Source organism: Vibrio sp. B7 (assembly GCF_963888765.1).
Classification (GTDB): domain Bacteria; phylum Pseudomonadota; class Gammaproteobacteria; order Enterobacterales; family Vibrionaceae; genus Vibrio; species Vibrio anguillarum.
This window is the reverse complement of the sequence record NZ_CAWPKR010000011.1, coordinates 392,138-413,722: the sequence shown is the minus strand read 5'-3', so window position 1 is coordinate 413,722 and position 21,585 is coordinate 392,138. Positions and strand designations below refer to the sequence as shown.

Annotated in this window: 14 protein-coding genes; 9 read left to right on the top strand and 5 right to left on the bottom strand. The window is 44.1% G+C overall.

From position 1 onward, the window contains the following. Nucleotides 1–63: 63 nt before the first annotated feature. Entirely contained in the window at nt 64–1,452 is a 1,389-nt protein-coding gene (locus AACV32_RS06850) for a peptide MFS transporter (RefSeq protein ID WP_170894817.1), read from the bottom strand. 307 nt (nt 1,453–1,759) lie between these two features. Here AACV32_RS06850 and rfaH point away from each other — a divergent pair, with 307 nt between their 5' ends. Then, a complete protein-coding gene (gene rfaH, locus AACV32_RS06845; RefSeq protein WP_013857303.1) occupies nt 1,760–2,260 on the top strand; it encodes a transcription/translation regulatory transformer protein RfaH in 501 nt (166 codons plus the stop codon). 81 nt (nt 2,261–2,341) lie between these two features. Here rfaH and asnB read toward each other — a convergent pair whose 3' ends face one another. The 4 genes from asnB to nagA all read right to left on the bottom strand — a co-directional run bounded on the left by asnB (nt 2,342) and on the right by nagA (nt 8,318). Further along, nucleotides 2,342–4,006: an asparagine synthase B gene (gene asnB, locus AACV32_RS06840; protein WP_017045499.1), complete on the bottom strand. Its 1,665-nt coding sequence runs from the start codon at nt 4,004–4,006 to the stop codon at nt 2,342–2,344. A 272-nt stretch (nt 4,007–4,278) separates the two neighbouring features. Further along, the gene (locus tag AACV32_RS06835; RefSeq protein ID WP_170894816.1) at nt 4,279–5,865 is read right to left on the bottom strand and encodes a cation:proton antiporter family protein; all 1,587 of its coding nucleotides are present in this window, start codon (nt 5,863–5,865) and stop codon (nt 4,279–4,281) included. A gap of 99 nt (nt 5,866–5,964) precedes the next feature. Next, nucleotides 5,965–7,179, bottom strand: a complete 1,215-nt coding sequence (gene nagC / locus AACV32_RS06830) for a DNA-binding transcriptional regulator NagC (RefSeq protein ID WP_026028479.1) — start codon at nt 7,177–7,179, stop codon at nt 5,965–5,967. A 2-nt stretch (nt 7,180–7,181) separates the two neighbouring features. Beyond that, complete coding sequence (nagA, locus tag AACV32_RS06825; RefSeq protein ID WP_094151681.1) at nt 7,182–8,318, bottom strand: N-acetylglucosamine-6-phosphate deacetylase; 1,137 nt, start codon at nt 8,316–8,318, stop codon at nt 7,182–7,184. Nucleotides 8,319–8,807: 489 nt separating this feature from the next. Between nagA and nagE the strand changes: the two genes are divergently transcribed. The 8 genes from nagE to AACV32_RS06785 all read left to right on the top strand — a co-directional run bounded on the left by nagE (nt 8,808) and on the right by AACV32_RS06785 (nt 21,553). Beyond that, on the top strand, nt 8,808–10,295 hold the full coding sequence (nagE, locus tag AACV32_RS06820) for an N-acetylglucosamine-specific PTS transporter subunit IIBC (protein ID WP_013857296.1): 1,488 nt from the start codon (nt 8,808–8,810) through the stop codon (nt 10,293–10,295). 328 nt (nt 10,296–10,623) lie between these two features. After that, entirely contained in the window at nt 10,624–12,294 is a 1,671-nt protein-coding gene (gene glnS, locus AACV32_RS06815; RefSeq protein WP_170894815.1) for a glutamine--tRNA ligase, read from the top strand. Between the two features lie 226 nt (nt 12,295–12,520). Next, nucleotides 12,521–17,077 (top strand): FimV/HubP family polar landmark protein, encoded by a 4,557-nt coding sequence (locus tag AACV32_RS06810; protein WP_170894814.1) that lies wholly within the window; start codon nt 12,521–12,523, stop codon nt 17,075–17,077. A gap of 170 nt (nt 17,078–17,247) precedes the next feature. Beyond that, nucleotides 17,248–18,042 (top strand): tRNA pseudouridine(38-40) synthase TruA, encoded by a 795-nt coding sequence (gene truA, locus AACV32_RS06805; protein WP_026027499.1) that lies wholly within the window; start codon nt 17,248–17,250, stop codon nt 18,040–18,042. A 175-nt stretch (nt 18,043–18,217) separates the two neighbouring features. After that, a complete protein-coding gene (gene accD, locus AACV32_RS06800) occupies nt 18,218–19,144 on the top strand; it encodes an acetyl-CoA carboxylase, carboxyltransferase subunit beta (protein ID WP_017043471.1) in 927 nt (308 codons plus the stop codon). A gap of 44 nt (nt 19,145–19,188) precedes the next feature. Next, nucleotides 19,189–20,454 (top strand): bifunctional tetrahydrofolate synthase/dihydrofolate synthase, encoded by a 1,266-nt coding sequence (gene folC / locus AACV32_RS06795; protein ID WP_094149160.1) that lies wholly within the window; start codon nt 19,189–19,191, stop codon nt 20,452–20,454. Then, nucleotides 20,455–21,000: an SPOR domain-containing protein gene (locus tag AACV32_RS06790; RefSeq protein ID WP_013857291.1), complete on the top strand. Its 546-nt coding sequence runs from the start codon at nt 20,455–20,457 to the stop codon at nt 20,998–21,000. It begins immediately after the preceding gene. Between the two features lie 61 nt (nt 21,001–21,061). After that, nucleotides 21,062–21,553, top strand: coding sequence for a CvpA family protein (locus AACV32_RS06785; protein WP_013857290.1), 492 nt, complete (start codon nt 21,062–21,064; stop codon nt 21,551–21,553). Nucleotides 21,554–21,585 lie beyond the last annotated feature (32 nt).

The following is a 21,585-nucleotide window of genomic DNA, read 5'->3' as shown; positions in this document are numbered from 1 at the left end:
CGGTCACTATAGCGTGACCGTTTGTCATTATTATTCTTGAATTACTACTAGGTGAATTTGAAGCTAAACCAACTGAGCTTGTTGCTCTTCAATTTCTTCAGCGTAGCTTGTGGTTCTTTCTGCACCGTGCATCCAACGAACGAGCGTGTTAGAGCACAACAGTAAAATGACGCCGCCAATGGTTGCTGTTACTGCAATACCGCTGAAGATAGCCATCGCACCAAGCTCTCCAACATGAGAACCTACATGGCCTGCTACATAATTCGCGATTGCGTTACAACCGAACCATGCTCCCATCATTAATGAAGCAAGGCGTAGTGGGGCTAGTTTAGTGACAAGCGATAGACCAATTGGTGATAGACACAGTTCACCCAAGGTATGGAAGAAGAAGGCACCGACAAGCCATAGCATTGATGTTTTTACGGTAGTGTCACCACCTTGCTCCATAACCGCACCAACCATACATAGGAAGCCTAGGGCTAAGAAGAACATCGCTAATGCAAACTTCATTGGAGAGTTTGGTTCACGCTTACCTAATTTTACCCATAATACGGCTAATACAGGGGCAAGAGTAATAATGAAAAATGGATTTAACGATTGGAACCAAGCCGCAGGTATCTCAAAACCGCCCATCATACGATCAGTGTATTGCTGCGTGTAAATGTTCATTAAACCACCAGCTTGTTCGAAACCCGCCCAGAAAACAATAGTAAACAAACTCATCACAAGGATAACTTTGATACGATCTACTTCTGCTTTCGTTAGTGGTTCTTTATTTGCTGATTTTTTCAGTTTTAGATCGCGCTTAGCTGCTGGTTCGCGGCCAATATTACCAAGCCATGATTGAGCCATTGCCATTTGCATCACAAGGCTGATCAGCATACCAATACCAGCGGCCACAAAACCGGCTCTCCAACCAAATGAGTTAGTAACAGAACCAGAGATCACACCAGCAAGTAGCGCACCTAAATTGATCCCCATATAGAAGATGGTGAACGCGCCATCACGACGGTTATCACCCTCATTATATAGGTCACCAACCATTGTTGAGATATTGGGCTTAAATAGACCGTTACCACAGATAAGCAGTGCAAGGCCTAAATAGAAAGTGTGTAGAGAGCCAATGCCTAGCACATCTGCAGGCAGTGCTAGCGTAAATTGGCCAATGGCCATTAACGCTCCACCCAATAAAATAGAACGGCGTTGCCCAAGGTAGTTATCTGCAAGGTAACCACCAATAAGCGGTGTGATGTAGACTAGCCCTGTATAGGTGCCGTAAAGATCGAGAGCATCTTTAGTCGACCAACCTAGACCGCCATTCATCGTTGCGTCTGTAAGATAAAGTACCAAAATGGCGCGCATCGCATAATACGAAAAACGCTCCCATAGCTCTGTGCCAAAAAGTAAAAATAGGCCCCTTGGGTGCCCAAAGTATTGATGTTGGTTTGTCATAAGAATTATTAGTATTTGAGATGAGAAAAATTGTGCTTTAGATATACATGGGCTTTTAGCGTATCGCAATGAGTAAAATCAGTATTTTATTCTGGTATTATTAACTAACTCATTGTTTTTAAAATGCATGTCTATCAATGCTCAAAGTTTTGTTGCGTTATGAAAACTTATCTTTCATTACTGATTATTTGAATTTGCCTTGTTCGGACATTAAGGGTTTATTTTTGTGTTCAGTTTATTAGCCGTTTATTGAGGAGGAGGATGGTGTTAGGATTCAAGAAAAAGAAAAGCAGTAGCTAGGAATAAAATGAAACGTTGGTATTTGTTGTATTGTAAACGTGGCGATCAGAGGCGTGCTAAAGCACACCTTGAAAACCAAGGTGTCGAATGTTTCTACCCAGAAATTGAACTGGAGAGAATTCTTCGGGGTAAGCGGCAAGTCGTCAAAGAGCCACTTTTTCCCTCCTATATGTTCATTTACTTTGATTTTGAAATTGGCCCAACCTTTACCAGTGTGCGCTCTACTCGCGGTGTGGTTGATTTCATCCGATTTGGTTCACATCCGAAGGAGTTGGACAGTGATTTGATCGAGGAATTGAAGTTACTCGACCAGTTAAAATTACCGGTAGCATCGTTCAATATTCCAGAAAAAGGGCAGGTAGTTCGACTTAAGGGTGGGCAGTTCTCAGGAATTGATGCCATTTACCAAGAGCCCGATGGTGAGACGCGATCGATTATGCTGGTTAAAATGATCAGCCAAGTGATACCGATGAGCATTGATAATAAGCATTTAGAATTAGATTCGTGATTGACTCTCTACAGTAAGCTCTTTAGACAAATAAAAGGCGCATTTTGCGCCTTTTATTTGCTTTATTAGCCAGCGTTTTGGTTAGTACGCTTCATTATGCACCGCTTTGACAGCTCGGCCTGACGGGTCAATACAATTTTTAAAGGATTCATCCCACTCAATTGCTTTGGCGGAAGAACAAGCTACAGAAGGACCTCCAGGAACGCATTGTGCAGCAGACTCTAACGGGAACAGCTCTTCGAAGATCTCGCGGTAAACATACCCTTCTTTTGTCGCTGGAGTATTATATGGGAAGCGGTATTTTGCTGTTTCCATCTGTTGATCGGTAACTTTTTCTTCAGCAACACTCTTTAGTGTGTCAATCCAGCTATAGCCCACACCATCGGAAAATTGCTCTTTTTGACGCCAAGCAATCGAGGCTGGCAGATAATCTTCAAAGCACTCACGTAGAATGTGTTTTTCCATCTTGCCATTGCCACACATTTTGTCAGCAGGGTTAAGCCTCATTGCAACATCAATAAACTCTTTGTCTAGGAAAGGAACGCGTCCTTCCACTCCCCAAGCCGCTAAAGATTTATTAGCGCGAGCACAGTCAAACAAGTTCAACGCCAGCAGTTTACGCACAGTTTCTTCGTGGAATTCTTGCGCGTTTGGTGCTTTGTGGAAGTATAAGTAACCACCGAAGATCTCATCCGCTCCTTCGCCGGAAAGTACCATTTTGATACCCATAGCTTTGATTTTCCGCCCCATCAAATACATCGGAGTAGAGGCTCGAATTGTCGTCACGTCATATGTTTCAATATGGTAAATAACATCACGAATAGCATCTAAACCCTCTTGGATGGTATAAGTCATTTCGTGGTGTACAGTGCCAATTTTTTCAGCCACTTCACGAGCCGCTTTAAGGTCTGGAGCACCGTCTAAACCCACCGCAAAAGAGTGAAGCTGTGGCCACCATGCTTCTGATTGTTCATCATCTTCAATTCGCATTGCGGCGTAACGTTTCGCAATGGCTGACGTAATTGAAGAGTCCAATCCTCCAGAAAGCAAAACACCGTAAGGTACATCTGTCATCAGTTGGCGCTTAACGGCCGCTTCTAATGCTTGTTTTAGCTCTTCTTTACTGCTGCTATTGCCTTGAACTGCCGCATATTCATTCCAATCTCGAATATAGTAGCGCTGTGCGCCTGCCTCTTTCGAGCTGTAGTAACTACCAGGAGGAAATTCACTGATAGTTTTGCAAATGCTTACCAAAGCTTTCATTTCGGATGCAATGTAGTAGTTACCGTGTTCGTCATGGCCTTGGTAAAGAGGAATGATACCAATATGGTCACGCCCGATGAGGTACTCATCTTTTTCTTCATCATAGAGCACAAAGGCAAAGATGCCGTTGAGTTCTTCAAGTAGCGCGGCACCCATGTCTGCATAAAGCGCTAATATCACTTCGCAGTCAGAGTCGGTTTGAAAATCGTATTTGCCTTGGTAACGAGCACGAATTTCTTTGTGGTTATAAATCTCACCATTGACCGCTAATATGTGCTTTTTATTTGGGCTGTAAAGTGGTTGTGCGCCGCTGTTTAAACCGACAATAGAAAGGCGCTCATGAGCCAAGATTGCTTTTTCTGAAGCATAGATGCCAGACCAGTCAGGGCCGCGGTGACGCATTTTTTTAGACATCTCTAGCGCTATTGGGCGTAACGCTGTTGCATCACTTTTAATATCAAGAATGCCAAATATAGAACACATACAACTTCCTTTTGATGATTTTTAATCTGTTGGACCTAATTTGCCATTCTGGTTAAAAAAAGCAACCATATGGTGTCGTTAGTATCACATAAGACGCATCTTGGTGAATTTTATTTAAATAATACGCACTTTGTGTGAATTTTTTCTATTTGTTTTCTGTTTTTGAGCGATGGTGGGTAAATTATGCCCAACTAAGCTCTGGGGCCGTATTGAGTTGGGCATAGAAATGACAATGTTTTACCTAAAAATTGCGATGGCTTACCTAGACATTATTACGGTTTAGTAAAATTAGGTTGGAGCTGTTTACATACGTGACGGGCAAAACCGCTACCCGCTTCGCTATAGATGTTGAATGCCGCATCAACACCACTTTCCAATAGTGATTCCAATTGGTCTGGGTATTCGGCGATGGCTGCGATTTGACCTTTAAAATTACGGTGTTGTAACTGCGATAGCGCGATTTGGTTACCCTGATGATGCGGCATAGCAAGCAGTACGAGTTTTACATTACCAGTGTCTAGAATGCGCTCCCAAAAATCAGGGTCGGTTGCATCACCAGCAATAACATTGCGCCCTTGTGAGCGGTGATCATGAGCAACTTCTTCTCGGACTTCTATGCCTAAACTTATTTTGCCATAACGAGAGCGCAACTCATCATATGCACCGGTACCGATGCGGCCCATCCCTAATATGAGTACCTGGGCATGGCCTGGATTAATTAATTGATCTTTGGTGTTGAGTTTTTCAGCGGCATGTTCTTTTAGCCATTGCCGTGAATGTTGATAGAGTTCATGGCCTTTACGGCTTATTGGGGCTGCGATTACAAATGAAATGGATACCGCAATGGCCAGTGCGACCAATATATCACCCGACATCCATCCCATTTTGAAAGCAAGCCCCCCCACAATCAGTCCGAATTCACTGAAATTGAATAAAGACAAGGTGGCTAACAGTGAGGTTCTCACTCGGAATTTAAAGCGGTTGAGTACCCAAAAATAGAGGATACCTTTGATGGGAAGCAGCAGTAAGAGCAACAATGCGAGCGCAAACCCAGTCATTGTGGGCTGTTCTGATAGTCCAATATTGAGGAAAAAGCAGACGAGAAACAGCTCTTTTAGATTAAAGAGTGATTTTAACAGCTCAGATGCTTTGCGATGGCCTGCTAGCAGCATGCCTAAAATCAGAGCACCAAGATCGGGTTTCATCCCAACCAATTCAAATGATCCTGCTCCGACCACTAAGGCAAAAAATATACCAAACAGAACAAGCATTTCACCGTGACCAACCCAGTCGAGCAGTTTGTAAAATAGTGGCCGCATAAAGGGTAGGATCAATAAAGTGGCAGCGTACCAATAAGGAAGTTTTCCTGTCGAGACGGTTAAAAATATGACAGCAAAGATATCTTGCATCACAAGAATACCGATGGCGATAGTGGCGTATGTCGCGTTCATTTCTCCTTTCTCTTGCAGTGATTTCACCGCAAAAACAGTACTGGAGAATGACAAAGCAAAACCAAGCAGAACTAATTGTTCAATTGACATGGAGGCCAGAGAGCTAACCCCTAAATATTTGAATATCAATAAAGCAATGCTGAAAATCCCTGTCGAAAGGAGGTTATGAACCGTGGCACCAGCCCAAATCTCTCTCGCAAGTAAGGTTTTAATCTCTAGCTTAAGTCCAATTGTGAACAGCAATAAGGTAACCCCTAGATCGGCTAGGGTCAGAATGGTATCGCTGCTGTGGTAGCCAGCAGCATTAAGGCCAAACCCAGCAACTAAAAAGCCAACCAACGGAGGTAAATTGCATTTCAAGGCAATAAACCCTGCGAAAAAAGCCGTTGAAATTAGGATAAGTTCCATAAATTCCTTTAGTAATGCTTTGGTTTAAAAATAATGTTTTGGTTGTAAAAAAGGCTGTGTCATGACGACACAGCCTTTTATTATAATTCAATCGGTTGCTTAATCGCCAAGTAATTTTTGAAGTAAAACACCATTTAACATTGCCCGTTTAATCATAGCAAATGCACCTATGGTTGGTTGTTTATCAATCTGCGACGCGACTATGGGTAAATTGGTGTGGAAAGTTTTGAGTGATTGATTCTCTACATTTCGTCGAATCGCGGGGAATACGATCTCTTGAGCGGCTGTAATTTGACCTGCAATTACCACTTTTTGTGGGTTAAACAAGTTGATGGTCATCGCAATGGCTTTACCGAGTTGATTACCCACTCGAATTAAGCTCTGTTTTGCTAGCTCATCACCGAGATTGGCGTGCTCACATACATCATTGATGGTAATGCTCTCTATATTCGCTAGGCTAGATTCATAGCCCTGAGCAATCAGTTTTTTAACACGAGATATAATAGCCGGGTTTGCGGCTACCGTTTCTAAACAGCCGAAATTTCCGCATTGACACTGTTCGCCGAGTGGGTCGATTTGGATATGACCAATTTCACCCACGTTACGGTTATAGCCTAGGAATACTTGACCATTGACGATAATGCCAGCCCCAGTTCCTCGGTGAACGCTGACTAGGATAGAGTCTTGACAGTCTTTGCTGGCACCAAAATAATGTTCGGCAAGCGCCATACCGCGCACGTCGTTGCCAACAAAACATTCAACATGAAAATTATCACGAATGATGTCACCTAAAGCGAGTGCATCAATAGCAATGTTGGGCATGTATTCTACGACACCCGTTTCTGGGTTGACTAAGCCGGGTAGGGCAATACCAATGGCAATGAACTGTTCGATTCGCTCTTGCTGTTGTTTGATAAAGGTATTGAGGTGGAAAAGGAGTCCCTCAATTAATTGTGTTTGGTGAGAATAGTGAAACTCGTGATAGTCCGACGCGAGTTCTTTGCCCCCTAAATTATACAGGCTGAGCTGAATGTAATCTCGACCTAAACGTACGGCGACAGAGTGAAAAGGGGCGACTTCGGTTGTTAAGGAGATGGCTCTACGTCCGCCAGTAGAGGCTTGTTGTGCGACCTCTTTAATGAGGCCGCGTTCTAGAAGTTGGCGGGTTATTTTTGTAACACTTGCTGGAGCAAGTTGGCTCACATCGGCAACTTGAATACGAGATATCGGACCTTGTAGGTCGATCAATCGGTACACTGCTGCGCTGTTGAGTTGTTTGACTAAATCTACGTTACCTATTTGTCCGCCATTCATTATCAATTGTGCTCGTATTGTCCGTTAACAACCGTCGCCTGAACATTGAAGTCTCTATCAAATGCAGTGAGGTTCGCCACCATGCCTTTTTTAACTCGGCCTAGTTTGTGATCCACACCAATTGCTTTTGCCGGATATAGAGTCGCCATCCGCAGAGCTTCGTCCAATGCGATACCAACGTGCTCAACAGTGTTTTGCACTGCCTCAATCATAGTGAGTGCTGAGCCGCCCAGTGTGCCGTTTTCATCAACACACTTACCATCACGGTAATATACTTTCTTACCGACAAAAATAAAGTAATCCATGTTAGCGCCTGCAGGAGCTGTGGCATCGGTCACTAATACAAGCTTTTCGCCTTTGATTTTGTGAGCAATTCTGATGTTAGCATAATCAACATGAAAGCCATCAGCAATAATGCCAGCATAAACTTCTGGGGTGTCATAAATTGCACCAACGACACCGGGTTCACGTCCAACCATCGGCGTCATGGCATTAAATAAGTGTGTGGCAAAGGTGATGCCTGATTCAAAGCTTTTACGTGCTTCAGTATAAGTTGCGTTAGTGTGACCAATCGATACCACAATGCCAGCTTTCACCAAACGTTCAATGTGTTCTGGATTGTTGTGCTCTGGCGCCAATGTCACTTTAGCAATCACATCGCTATTTTCACACATAGTGGCGATCATGTTGTCATCTGAAGGGCGGATGAAATCGACACTGTGAATGCCCTTTTTCATCACATTAAGATATGGCCCTTCAAGGTGTAAACCCAGTGATTGGTTTTTATATTGAGAGTGATATTCACGTGCGGCAGAAATCGCTTTGCGCATGTCTTCGTCTGAAGAGGTGATTAACGTTGGCAAAAAGCTTGTGCATCCTGATTTTAGGTTGGCTTTATGCATGATCTGCATCGTAGTCGCCGTTACTTCATCATTCAGCATCACACCGCCACAACCATTCAATTGCAGGTCGATAAAGCCTGGGCTTAGGTTTGCACCATTTAAATCTTGTGTCGCTATATCTTGTGGTAAATCCGCAATAGGACAGACCGCTTCAATCAACTCGTTGTTGATAATCACAGCATGGTCAACTAGCACATCATTGCCAGTGTAGATTTTACAGTTAGTTAGTGCGTACATAATCATCAAATCCTTATCTATCAATGCTTTATAAATTTGGCGAGGCGACGAAATGAAAGGTGGAATGTGCCAGTACGGTGCTTTCTTTTCTTACTTCAATTAGGTCGCGAATTATCTTGCTAGCAAACAGCCAATGCTGGATGACATTAAAATTAAGTGCTCGTTTTGACTGGGTTATTTGATGGTTATAGTTTGCATTTTATACGAAAAAAGCCAGTCAGGGTTGTTTAGCTTACATGCTATTCGACGATGAAATAGGCAAATATTATCGCCTAATTTCCATTTTTTTTAATTGTAAAATAAGTTTTATGATCTCGCTAGCAAAAACCTTGGTATTTGGCAGATTGTGGTGATTATGATCACAAATGATAAGGTTTTAATTTGCGGAGCAAAATTAATATCATAAACTGAGTTTGACTAAATTGAGCGACTAAAATAAGTGGCTCAACCAAATACAAAAAATCCTAAATCCTATAGGGGGAACTTAAGGTGAATATTCTTGGATACTTTCAAAAAGTAGGCAAGGCGTTGATGGTACCAGTTGCCACATTGCCAGCTGCCGCGATACTAATGGGTATTGGTTATTGGATCGACCCAAATGGGTGGGGTTCAAACAGTGCCTTGGCTGCATTCCTGATTAAAGCAGGTGCTGCAATCATTGATAACATGTCTGTACTGTTTGCTGTTGGTGTGGCTTACGGTATGTCTAAAGATAAAGACGGTGCTGCTGCATTGTCGGGGTTTGTTGGTTTCTTAGTCGTGACGACTTTGCTTTCTCCAGGAGCCGTTGCACAGATCCAAGGTATTGATCCAAGCGCAGTTCCTGCTGCTTTTGGTAAAATCAACAACCAGTTTGTTGGTATTTTAGTAGGTATTGTTTCTGCTGAAATCTACAATCGCTTCTCTACTGTAGAATTGCATAAAGCATTAGCCTTCTTCTCTGGCAAACGTCTAGTACCTATTTTGACGTCGTTTGCTGGTATTTTTATCGCCTTCGTTCTGATGTATGTATGGCCGCATGTTTATGGTGGTCTAGTATCGTTTGGTGAATCGATTCAAGGTCTAGGTTCTGCGGGTGCAGGTATCTATGCGTTCTTTAACCGCTTGCTAATCCCTGTTGGTCTTCATCACGCACTGAACTCAGTATTCTGGTTTGACGTTGCGGGTATTAACGACATTCCTAACTTCTTAGGTGGTGCAAAATCTATCGCTGAGGGTACTGGTATCCCAGGCGTAACGGGTATGTACCAAGCAGGCTTCTTCCCTATTATGATGTTCGGTCTACCTGGTGCGGCATTGGCTATTTACCACACATCTACAGCGAAGAATAAAGAGAAAGTTGCTTCTATTATGATTGCAGCTGGTTTTGCTTCATTCTTTACCGGTGTAACTGAACCTCTAGAATTCTCGTTCATGTTCCTTGCTCCTGCACTATATGTACTGCATGCAGCATTGACGGGTCTATCAGTATTCATTGCTGCTTCAATGCAGTGGATTGCGGGTTTCGGTTTCTCTGCAGGCCTTGTGGATATGGTATTGTCATCACGTAACCCACTGGCGGTTAATTGGTACATGCTAATAGTTCAAGGTATTGTGTTCTTTGCTCTCTACTATGTGATTTTCCGTACCGTTATTTTGAAATTTGGCCTTAAAACACCAGGTCGCGAAGATGACGACAGCGATAGCAAAGTATCAGGCGCGAAAGAGTCTTCTGAGCTCGCTAAACAATACCTTAAAGCTCTAGGCGGTCACAGCAACCTATCTAACATCGATGCTTGTATCACTCGCTTACGTTTATCTGTCAATGACATGAGCATTATCGACGAGAAAACATTAAAAGCATTGGGTGCAATGGGTGTGGTGAAACTGGGTACTAATAACCTACAAGTTATCTTAGGCCCTCTTGCTGAAATCGTTGCTGGTGAGATGAAGTCTATCAATGCAAACGAAGATCTTTCTAGCGTGAAACTTCCTTAGTCTTAATCGCAACGGATGATTAGGTTATTTTAAAGCCTCTGCTTCATGCAGAGGTTTTTCTTATTCATCAAATGAGCGCTATTCAAATTTAAGGCTGCCCACAACGGTAGCTTTTGCCTATTTCTTACGCCCTTTGCCTGAAATTTTGCTTAGCCTAGCCAGACAAAAGGCAATGTCTTGAAATAATCGCAGGAAATGCCCACTTTTTATTGTGCAAGAGCGGATAATTGTGGATCATTAGCGACAAACTTTCTGTTTCTGCAAGCATTACTGCTCTTACATACAGAAAAATCTTCTGACGATACTAAATAATTTTGAGGTGCTATAGATGAGTGAAGCTGAGGCTCGTCCATCGAATTTTATTCGCCAAATCATTGATAAAGATTTAGCGGATGGCAAACACACAAGTGTGCATACTCGTTTTCCGCCTGAGCCAAATGGTTACCTGCACATCGGTCATGCTAAATCTATCTGCTTAAACTTTGGTATTGCTCAGGACTATCAGGGACAGTGTAATTTACGTTTTGACGATACAAACCCTGAAAAAGAAGATATGGAGTACGTTGAGTCAATCAAAGCCGACGTGAAATGGCTCGGCTTCCAATGGTCTGGTGATGTTTGTTATTCGTCAGATTATTTTGACAAATTATACCAATACGCGGTTGAGCTGATCCAAAAAGGTCTGGCTTATGTTGAAGAGCTCAGTCCAGAAGAGATCCGTGAATATCGAGGTACATTGACTCAAGCAGGTAAGCCAAGTCCGTACCGCGATCGCAGCATTGAAGAAAACCTAGCGCTATTTGAGAAAATGCGCGCTGGTGGTTTCGAAGAAGGCAAAGCGTGTTTACGTGCCAAGATTGACATGGCGTCATCCTTTATGGTGATGCGCGATCCTGTGCTTTACCGTGTCCGTTTCGCTGAGCATCACCAAACGGGTAACAAATGGTGCATTTATCCAATGTACGATTTTACCCACTGTATCTCGGATGCCTTGGAAGGGATCACGCACTCAATTTGTACCCTAGAGTTTCAAGATAACCGCCGTCTGTACGATTGGGTGTTGGAAAATATCACGATTGATTGTCGACCACATCAGTATGAGTTTAGCCGTTTAAACCTTGAATACACGGTAATGTCTAAGCGTAAACTAAACCAGCTGGTTACGGAAAAATTAGTGGATGGTTGGGATGACCCACGTATGCCGACGATTTCAGGTTTACGCCGCCGTGGATTCACACCAGCATCGATTCGTGAGTTTTGCAAACGCATAGGTGTGACAAAACAGGAAAATATGATCGAATTCAGTTCGTTAGAGTCTTGTATCCGTGAAGACTTAAACGAACATGCGCCTCGCGCCATGGCGGTTCTTGACCCTGTAAAAGTGGTGATAGAAAACTTTGAGGTGGGTAAAGTCGAGACGTTAACGCTGGCAAATCATCCAAACAAGCCTGAAATGGGCGAGCGTGAAGTTCCATTCACTCGCGAATTGTGGATTGAACGTGAAGATTTCCGTGAAGAAGGAAACAAGAAATACAAACGTTTAGTGCTAGGCAAAGAAGTTCGCTTACGCGGCGCTTATGTAATAAAAGCAGAGCGCATTGAAAAAGATGCACAAGGCAATATTACGACAATATTCTGCACTTACGATGTGGATACTCTGGGTAAAAACCCGGCTGATGGACGCAAAGTGAAAGGTGTTATTCACTGGGTATCTGCCGATAAAGCCTTGCCAGCTGAAATTCGTTTGTATGATCGCCTATTTACCGTTCCCAACCCGGCGGCGGCTGACAACTTTGCTGAAACCATTAACCCAGATTCATTGGTTAAAATTAATGGTTTTGTAGAGCCTAGTTTGGTGGCGGCACACGCGGAGCAAGGTTATCAGTTTGAGCGCATGGGTTATTTCTGTGCTGACTCGAAAGATTCTAAACCAGAGGCGTTGGTTTTTAACCGCACAGTGGGTCTACGTGACACTTGGACAAAAATAGACGCAGAGTAAGCTTAAGTACTATTTAAAAAGGTCAGCCAATGCTGGCCTTTCTTTTTATTATGGTACTGTTTTTGTCTGAGCAAGCTCACTTAGCGGGGAAAAATGTGTGAGATTCCTGCGATTATCGTAGTCGTGACACATTTTTTACCTTGCGTCCTATAGTTTTGCTAGCGTTATCCGATATATTAAACAGATCATCGTATTTATTTATTCCAAGCACATAGCTGAGCCTTATATGCGTCAAATTTTTCAGCGTCTACTGTTGCCGATAGCAATGGTTGCCGTGACTCAGACTTCTATCGTTAGTGCCGAGAGCATTCGCCTGGTTGGGCCGAATGGTGAGATCCAGTCTTCTCCTCAATTTTCAGAAAATCTCACTCAAACTCGTAATCTTCAGCAGGCTAATAGCCAACCATCGACGTTTTTTGGGCCAACCTTAGACAGCGACACTTTGTGGTCTATTGCCACTCGACTACGTCCATCGAATAACGTCACTGTACAACAAACCCTGCTGGCCATTTATCGGCTAAACCCTCAGGCGTTCGAAAATCAAAATATTCACAGTTTGATCCCAGGTAGCAACTTACGTGTTCCATCATTGGCACAGGTAAATAGTGCGCCCACCCAAGAAGCGGTCAATATCATGGCCGCGCATCAAGCCAAATTGAATGCTAATACGGCGCAGCCAACAGCGCCTGTTACTGCTGCTTCTACAGCTTTGCCTGAAAAAACAATTGCCTCTACTGTCGCTCAACCAGTTGTTGAAAAGACGAAGAGTGAACCTGTGCTAAAAGATATTGGCACACAAGTTGCGAAATCTGATACTGAATTACTGGCGCTTGAAGAGAAAAATCATAAGTTACGTTTGATGCTGGCAGATGTTCAATCTGAAGTCGATGCACTCAAAGGAGAACTCGGTGACGAAAACCGCATTCGCTCTGAAGTTGAAAAGCTACTTGATGAAGAACGTAGAAAAGCATTAGAGGCGCAAAAGCTTGCACCAAGTGCACTTGATCAACTGCTTTCCAACTCTTGGTTGGTCGCCGCTCTCGCCCTTATTCCTGGTCTGTTAATTGGTTTACTGGTTGTGATGTTGCTTGGCCGCCGATCCAAGCCAACGGAGCAGCCTGTTGTCACTCAAGGTAATCAAGAGCCCATAACGCCAATGGCTGCTGGCAGCCTTGAAGATATTGACGATGATTTAATGCTGGATGATGACTTGTTTGGTGAGTCTGATGATAGTGAGAAGTTATTTGGTGACGACATCACACTGGATGATGAAATCGATGACAATGCTGAGCAAGAATCGGACATTTTTGCCGATTTAGACGATACAGATTTAGACTTCAACCTCGAAGGTGAAGATGGCGAAGACCCATTTTCGAGTATCGGCGATGATGGTGATCTTGCTGCGGATTTAGAAGATTTGACCGCTAGCAGTAACGGCATCAGTGTTGGTGCTGACGAAAAAGCTGTCGGTCTCGATGAGATGGCGCGAGCTTTAGACGAAGCGTTATTAGATGAAGATGATAGCGAAACAGAATTTGATTTATCCGATGATGATGATTCCATTTCTGAAGACGACATTGACGCGTTATTGGCTGGAGATGATAAAGCTGAAGATCTCGGAAGCGATACTTTAGATCAATCGCTACTTGACGATTTGTTTGCCGCCAATAGTGATGACGATCATCATGATAGTTTTGACTTTGATTCATTATTGGATGAGTCCGAAGATGATTTCAACTTGGATTCAGAAGAGCCCGAGCTAGCAAAAACCGGCGGTAACTTCGATTTAAAAGAAGCAGAGCTAGCGTCGGATAGTGAACTTGATGATCTATTCGCAACGATTGAAGCGCAATCTGACCTCACCTCAATAGAAACTGATTCCTCCACTGAAACAGCGCTGCTGGATGAATTATTAGAAGAGCAAGATGAAGACGTCCTAGCAATTGATAGTGACAGTGTCGAACTGCTCGATGAGCTACTCGGTGATGATGAAGAGAACGAGACAGACTTATCGGAAAGCACCGACTTACTTGAAGAACTTGTGCAGCCCGATAAAGACATCGCTTCGAGCGAAGAAGATATTGATGATGTTGACTTCACTGGTGATCAAACTCTGTATGAGTTATTGGGTGAAGAAGCTACGGAATCCGACATTGAAACCGAGCTGGATGAGAATAGTACAGAGCTATTGGACGAACTATTTACTGACAATGGTTCTGAATCACTTGAGTTTGAAAAGGCAGACCAAGAGCAAGAAGGTGCTGAAGATAAGGATAGTCTCGCTGAAGAAGATGGTACGGCATTATTTGAAGAGTTGCTGGAAATCGAGCAGCATGCTCAGAATATCGAAGAGACCGAACAGAAAAATAGCGAGTTGTTGGATAATGAAAACGATAGCGTTGAAGATTCCGAGTTTAACAGCGACATCTTCATTGACGATCTGCTAAGTGCCGCTCCTGAAAAAGATCCTCTACTGGATGATGAACAGATGGGAGTGGTTGATGGCGACATCGATGAAGAATTTATCGACGACTCATTTGATTTTAACCCAGAAATTGAAGGGGCAAGTTATCCGGATCTGAAGCCGAATGAGGAGCAACCTCTAGGCAGCTCGACATCCCCGGAAAAAATAGAACCCGCACAGGTTAGCAAACCAGAAGTCAGCCCTAACGAATTTGGAGTTCCACAAGATGAAGACTGGGACATTGGTGAGCTAGAAGACGAAGAACCAAGCCAAGCTGATGTTGAGCCGCTTCAAACCAATTCAGCAGAATCATCGGCAAAGGACCATGTTGATGATCTCCACGATGACAAGTTAGTGGAGTTCGAAGAAGAAGATCTCCTTGCTTCCTTTAATGAGCCATCGCTAGAAGAACAGTCACAGAGCGAGCTTTCCGAAGTCCAACTGCCAGAGCAGTCAGAAGAAGACGCGCTAGCGGATGCGATAGCTGAGCCTCAAGAGACGGCGTCAGAGCCTGTTGCTCAAGAAAGTTTTGAAGCGATTGACGAACAAGCCTTACCTGAATTTAGTGAAGAAGATGCACTTGCTTCAATTAACGAGCCTTCTCTAGAAGAAAAGGAAGACGAGAGCGAACTTACGGATCTTGAGCTGCCAGAGTACACAGAAGAAGAGGCGCTGGCGGATGCGATAGCTGAGCCTCAAGAGGCGGAGTCAGAGCCTGTTGCTCAAGAAAGTTTTGAAGCGATTGATGAAGAGGCGTTGCCTGAGTTCAGCGAAGAAGATGCGCTTGCTTCAATTAACGAGCCTCCTCTAGAAGAAGAAAAGGAAGACGAGAGCGACCTTACGGATCTTGAGCTTCCAGAGTACACAGAAGAAGACGCGCTGGCGGATGCGATAGCCGAGCCTCAAGAAGCGGCGTCAGAGCCTGTTGCTCAAGAAAGTTTTGAAGCGATTGATGAGCAAGCCTTGCCTGAATTCAGTGAAGAAGATGCACTTGCTTCAATTAGCGAGCCTTCTCTAGAAGAAGAAAAGGAAGACGAGAGCGACCTTACGGATCTTGAGCTTCCAGAATACACAGAAGAAGACGCGCTGGCGGATGCGATAGCTGAGCCTCAAGAGGCGGCGTCAGAGCCTGTTGCTCAAGAAAGTTTTGAAGCGATTGACGAGCAAGCCTTACCTGAATTTAGTGAAGAAGATGCACTTGCTTCAATCAACGAGCCTCCTCTAGATGAAAAGGAAGACGAGAGCGAACTTACGGATCTTGAGCTGCCAGAATACACAGAAGAAGACGCGCTGGTGGATGCGATAGCCGAGCCTCAAGAAGCGGCGTCAGAGCCTGTTGCTCAAGAAAATTTTGAAGCGATTGACGAGCAATCCTTACCTGAATTTAGTGAAGAAGATGCGCTTGCTTCAATTAGCGAGCCTTCTCTAGATGAAAAGGAAGACGAGAGCGAACTTACGGATCTTGAGCTGCCAGAATACACAGAAGAAGACGCGCTGGCGGATGCGATAGCCGAGCCTCAAGATGCGGCGTCAGAGCCTGTTGCTCAAGAAAGTTTTGAAGCGATTGACGAGCAAGCCTTGCCTGAATTCAGTGAAGAAGATGCACTCGCTTCAATTAACGAACCAGCACTAGAAACAGATCAACAGCCGCTTTTAGAAGATGATGACGCAGACCAATTGCAGAGTGTTTCAAAACAGGAGTTCGATGAGAAAGCCTTAAAAGATTGGCTAGATGAGGAAAGTGTATCTTCTGCGCCATTCTCTTTTGATCGACCATTAGATGCTCGTACCATAGATAGTGCTGGTATGAATATTGATGCAATGTTAGAGGTAGGCGGTGAAGATTGGAACGGTTTTAATTTAACGCCAGATCAACAAGCTTCCATCCCAGATGACGTGCCTGAAGAAGAGCTTGCCGTTTGGAACGATGATATCCAAACCGACGAGCCTCAAATTCTTGATGAAAACTGGGGAATTCAAGATGAACTCGATGATTTTGAAGCCCAAAAGAGCCAGTACATGACCATCGATGAGCTAATGGCTCAAGTTGAGGGTGAAGAGGGGATTAGCCCTGAAGATGAAGAACTCAAGTTAGATGTTGGTTTAAGTGAATTTCCGGATGTGATTGGTGACATTGGTGATATCGATGTAGACAATAACTCTGAGGCGGCGGGTAAGCTTGACCTCGCCAAAATTTACATCGAGATGAACGATGATAAAGGGGCGATAAAACTGTTAGAGGAAGCCATTGTTGATGGTAGTGATGATATTCGACGAGAAGCGAAATCCTTGATTGACAGCATTAATCGCCGAGCTTAAAAACAAACGAGGCCGTGAATATACGGCCTCGTTGTTATTGAATAGCCTTTTCTGACTTGCAGATGACCTGAACTTCACATTGAAAGTTGTCGGGGTAGATGGCTTGTCGATTAGAATTTTTTTTTGATTGCGATTATACTGCCCGACCCATTTTCAAAGAGAATCAGATGATGAGAATCGCTTTAGGTATTGAGTACAATGGTTCTCAATACTATGGTTGGCAGCGACAACGTGACGTTAAAAGTGTCCAAGAAGAATTAGAAAAAGCACTCACAGTTGTGGCGAACCATCCGGTTGAAGTATTGTGTGCGGGGCGCACCGATGCCGGGGTTCACGGCACAGGGCAGGTGATACATTTTGATACTACGGCTTGCCGAAAAATGGTCGCTTGGACAATGGGTGTCAATGCTCATTTACCAAAAGATATCGCTGTTCGTTGGGCAACTGAGGTTTCAAGCGATTTTCACGCTCGCTTTTCGGCTACAGCACGCCGTTATCGCTACATCATTTATAATCATGCTTATCGCCCTGGCATATTATCTTCAGGTGTCAGTCATTATCATGGCGATTTAGACGTTGAGAAAATGCAGCAAGCAGGGCAGCTTTTATTGGGCGAAAATGATTTCACCTCTTTTCGCGCTGTGCATTGTCAATCGAATAGTCCTTGGCGAAACGTCATGCATTTGAATGTGACTCGGCATGGCAACTATGTCGTCATCGACATTAAAGCAAATGCTTTTGTCCATCATATGGTGCGAAATATTACCGGTAGCCTCATCGTTGTCGGCCGTGGTGAGCAGCCTCCCGAATGGATAAAATGGTTGCTTGAAGCCAAAGATAGAAAACTGGCGGGTGCAACAGCCAAAGCGGAAGGATTATATTTGGTTGCTGTTGATTATCCAGAAGAATTTTCTTTACCAAAAGAGTCGCTTGGGCCGCTATTTTTAGCTGATAATTTGAACTAATAACGCGTAAAGTGTTCAAAACAGAGTCGTGACGTGTGTGAAAATGACAGCCAGAAAATAGGTACAACCAGTTTTTTGTCTACACTAAGCATTTTATATGTTTTAATCCTCACGCATAAATCCCAAATTTGTATCTTTCGCAATCACGCGAGAGAGTTAAGAGTAAAGGTCTTCCATGAGTTGGCTTGAAAAGATTTTAGAAAAAAGCAATATCGTAACTTCGCGTAAAGCATCCATCCCTGAAGGGGTTTGGACTAAATGTACTTCTTGTGAGCAAGTGTTATATCACGCTGAGCTTGAGCGTAACTTGGAAGTGTGCCCTAAATGTGATCATCACATGCGCATGAAAGCACGTCGCCGCTTAGAGACTTTTCTTGATGAACAGAATCGTGTCGAGATTGGTGACGAGTTAGAGCCGCAGGATAAACTCAAGTTTAAAGACTCAAAACGTTATAAAGAACGCCTTTCAGCCGCTCAAAAAAGCAGTGGTGAGAAAGACGCTCTTGTGGTGATGCAAGGCGAACTATTGGGTATGCCTTTGGTTGCTTGTGCTTTTGAGTTTTCTTTCATGGGTGGTTCAATGGGGTCTGTAGTTGGTGCGCGTTTCGTACGAGCTGTTGATGCCGCTATAGAAAACAACTGTGGTTTGGTTTGCTTTTCTGCCAGTGGCGGCGCGCGTATGCAAGAAGCGTTAATGTCATTGATGCAGATGGCAAAAACCAGTGCGGCGCTTGAACGTTTATCAAGCAAAGGCTTACCTTATATCTCAGTGATGACGGACCCGACCATGGGTGGCGTATCTGCAAGTTTAGCGATGCTTGGTGACATCAATATTGGAGAACCTAAAGCACTGATTGGTTTTGCAGGTCGTCGAGTTATCGAACAAACGGTACGTGAAGATCTACCTGAAGGTTTCCAACGCAGCGAATTCCTAATTGAGCATGGTGCGATTGATATGATTGTCGATCGCCGTGAAATGCGTCAACGCGTAGGTGGATTGATCGCTAAATTGACCAATCACAGCTCACCATTGGTCGTTTCTGTTGACGATTCACCGACTGAACCTGATTACGCTGTACCAGAAGCGCACGAAAAAGGGTAAAGTAGGCACTAACACACTAACTGCTTAATGGTTATAAACGTTAGATGACTCAAAACCTTATCCCACAAGCCACATCCTCTCTTGCGATGTGGCTTGATTATTTAGCGAATATTCATACCTCCGCTATCGACCTTGGCTTGGATCGTGTTCAAGCTGTGGCTCAAAAAGCGAATCTTATTAAACCTGCACCTACCGTAATCACCGTGGCTGGAACGAATGGCAAAGGCTCGACCTGTGCATTGATGGAAGCCATTTTATTGGATGCAGGTTATCGCGTGGGCGTTTATAGCTCACCTCATCTTATCCGTTATAACGAACGCGTGCGTATTAATGCGCTTGAGCTCAGCGATGAACAGCATACGCAAGCCTTCGCTTTTGTTGAAGCGCAACGGGGTGACATCAGTCTAAGCCTATTTGAGTTCGGTACATTGGCGGCGCTGCGTTTATTTCAAACGCAAGCGGTGGATGTCATTTTATTGGAAGTTGGGCTAGGTGGCCGACTTGATGCGACCAATATCGTGGATCACGATGTTTCTGTGATCACCAGCTTGGCGATTGATCACGTGGATTGGCTCGGCGATGACATCAATGTTATTGGCTATGAGAAAGCGGGGATTTATCGCGCAGGTAAACCCGCCATTTGCGGCCAGCCTAAGCCACCACCAACGGTTGCAGCGCATGCCGATGATATTGGTGCGGAGATGTACCAAGTCGGTATTCAGTTTTCCTATGAACTGGCCTCTGAAACAACGTGGAATTGGCGAAGTGGTCCATTTGAGTTATCTGATTTACCGCTCCCTCGCTTGCCCTTGCCTAATGCGGCTACGGCATTAATGGCACTCGGCTGCTCCGGTTTGGCTGTGAGTGATGTCAATATCGTCAATGGGCTTAGCAACGCAACACTTGCTGGGCGGATGCAAAAAATCAGTGATAGCCCAGAAATCATTCTTGATGTTGCACATAATCCCCATTCGGCCGAATATTTGGTGGCGCAGCTCAAACAGCGTTACGCACACAAAAAGGTCCATGTGGTGATTGGCATGCTGCACGATAAAGATGTGAAGGCCACGCTTCATCAACTGAAATCAATCGCTAACGTTTGGTATCCTGCTTCATTAAGTGGCCCTAGAGCCGCGCAAGCGAATGAACTGTGTCAGTACCTTGAGCCTGGCGTTAAACCGTTTGCTAACCCAGTAAGCGCTTTTGAAGCCGCGATGACACAAGCCGATAGCAATGATGTCATTATCGTGGTTGGGTCGTTTCATACTGTGGGTGAAGTATTAGAGCACTGGCAGAACAAAGGAGTATAAATGGCAAGTAAGTTTCAGAGCCGCTTGGTAGGAACAATTATATTGGTGGCGATAGGGGTGATAGTGTTGCCTGATGTATTGGATGGCAAAAAGACCCACTACAAAGAAGATATTGCCAGCATTCCAATTAAGCCTGAATTAGACAGCGACGTAGAGAAGTTTGAAATTCTCGACCCCGTTGAAGATCAAGTCGCGTTGCCCGATTCGCCTGTTGAAGTGATCGCACAAACTAACCAGAGCGACGCAGCAACGCAGAGCAAGCCACTCACTGTGAAAGTGAAAGAAACTGCGGAAAGAAATGATTACCAAGATAGTGCTTGGCTCATTCAGTTGATGGCATTAAAGAATGCCGAAAATGCAAAAACCGTGGTTAAAGATCTGCAAAAACGGGGTTATCAAGCTCATACTAAGCAAGAAAATGGCTTCACTCGGATCATTATTGGCCCAGATGTTTCCAAAACCAAGCTTGAGCGTCAACTCTTAGAACTGGAAAAAATTACCGGTGCAAAAGGTCAATTGCTCAAATTTAAACCACTAAACCCATAAGAAAACGTTTGCGTCGCGTTTTTTTCTGTTAAAATGCGCGCCAACTTAAGATGTAGAACTCATGAATTGGTTAGATATTGTCATTTTAAGTGTGATCGGCCTATCGGCATTGATCAGTTTAGTCCGTGGCTTTGCTAAAGAAGCGTTGTCATTAGTGATATGGTTCGGTGCATTTTTTATTGCCAGCCAATACTACGCAAAACTTGCGGTGTATTTTTCAAATATCAAAGATGACATGTTTCGTAATGGCGCGGCCATCGCAGCACTGTTTGTTGCAACACTCATTGTCGGAGCGATCATTAACTATGTGATTGCTCAATTGGTACAAAAAACGGGCCTATCAGGAACTGATCGGGTACTGGGCATTGTTTTTGGAGCATTGCGTGGTGTGTTGATTGTTTCAGCTGCCTTGTTTTTTATGGATGCGTTTACCGCATTTCCAAATTCAGAGTGGTGGAAGAGCTCGCAATTGGTACCGGAATTTAGCCGTATCATTGCGCCGTTCTTTGAGCACTTACAAGCAACATCAAGTTTTCTCTCTGGCGCGATTTAGCGCCAGTTACTGTCGCAAATCGAGGATCAGGA

Coding starts and splice junctions, on each gene's coding strand:
- AACV32_RS06850 (WP_170894817.1), bottom strand. CDS start 1,452: ATGACAAACCAACATCAATACTTTGGGCACCCAAGGGGCCTATTTTTA.
- rfaH (WP_013857303.1), top strand. CDS start 1,760: ATGAAACGTTGGTATTTGTTGTATTGTAAACGTGGCGATCAGAGGCGT.
- asnB (WP_017045499.1), bottom strand. CDS start 4,006: ATGTGTTCTATATTTGGCATTCTTGATATTAAAAGTGATGCAACAGCG.
- AACV32_RS06835 (WP_170894816.1), bottom strand. CDS start 5,865: ATGGAACTTATCCTAATTTCAACGGCTTTTTTCGCAGGGTTTATTGCC.
- nagC (WP_026028479.1), bottom strand. CDS start 7,179: ATGAATGGCGGACAAATAGGTAACGTAGATTTAGTCAAACAACTCAAC.
- nagA (WP_094151681.1), bottom strand. CDS start 8,318: ATGTACGCACTAACTAACTGTAAAATCTACACTGGCAATGATGTGCTA.
- glnS (WP_170894815.1), top strand. CDS start 10,624: ATGAGTGAAGCTGAGGCTCGTCCATCGAATTTTATTCGCCAAATCATT.
- AACV32_RS06810 (WP_170894814.1), top strand. CDS start 12,521: ATGCGTCAAATTTTTCAGCGTCTACTGTTGCCGATAGCAATGGTTGCC.
- truA (WP_026027499.1), top strand. CDS start 17,248: ATGAGAATCGCTTTAGGTATTGAGTACAATGGTTCTCAATACTATGGT.
- accD (WP_017043471.1), top strand. CDS start 18,218: ATGAGTTGGCTTGAAAAGATTTTAGAAAAAAGCAATATCGTAACTTCG.
- folC (WP_094149160.1), top strand. CDS start 19,189: ATGACTCAAAACCTTATCCCACAAGCCACATCCTCTCTTGCGATGTGG.
- AACV32_RS06790 (WP_013857291.1), top strand. CDS start 20,455: ATGGCAAGTAAGTTTCAGAGCCGCTTGGTAGGAACAATTATATTGGTG.
- AACV32_RS06785 (WP_013857290.1), top strand. CDS start 21,062: ATGAATTGGTTAGATATTGTCATTTTAAGTGTGATCGGCCTATCGGCA.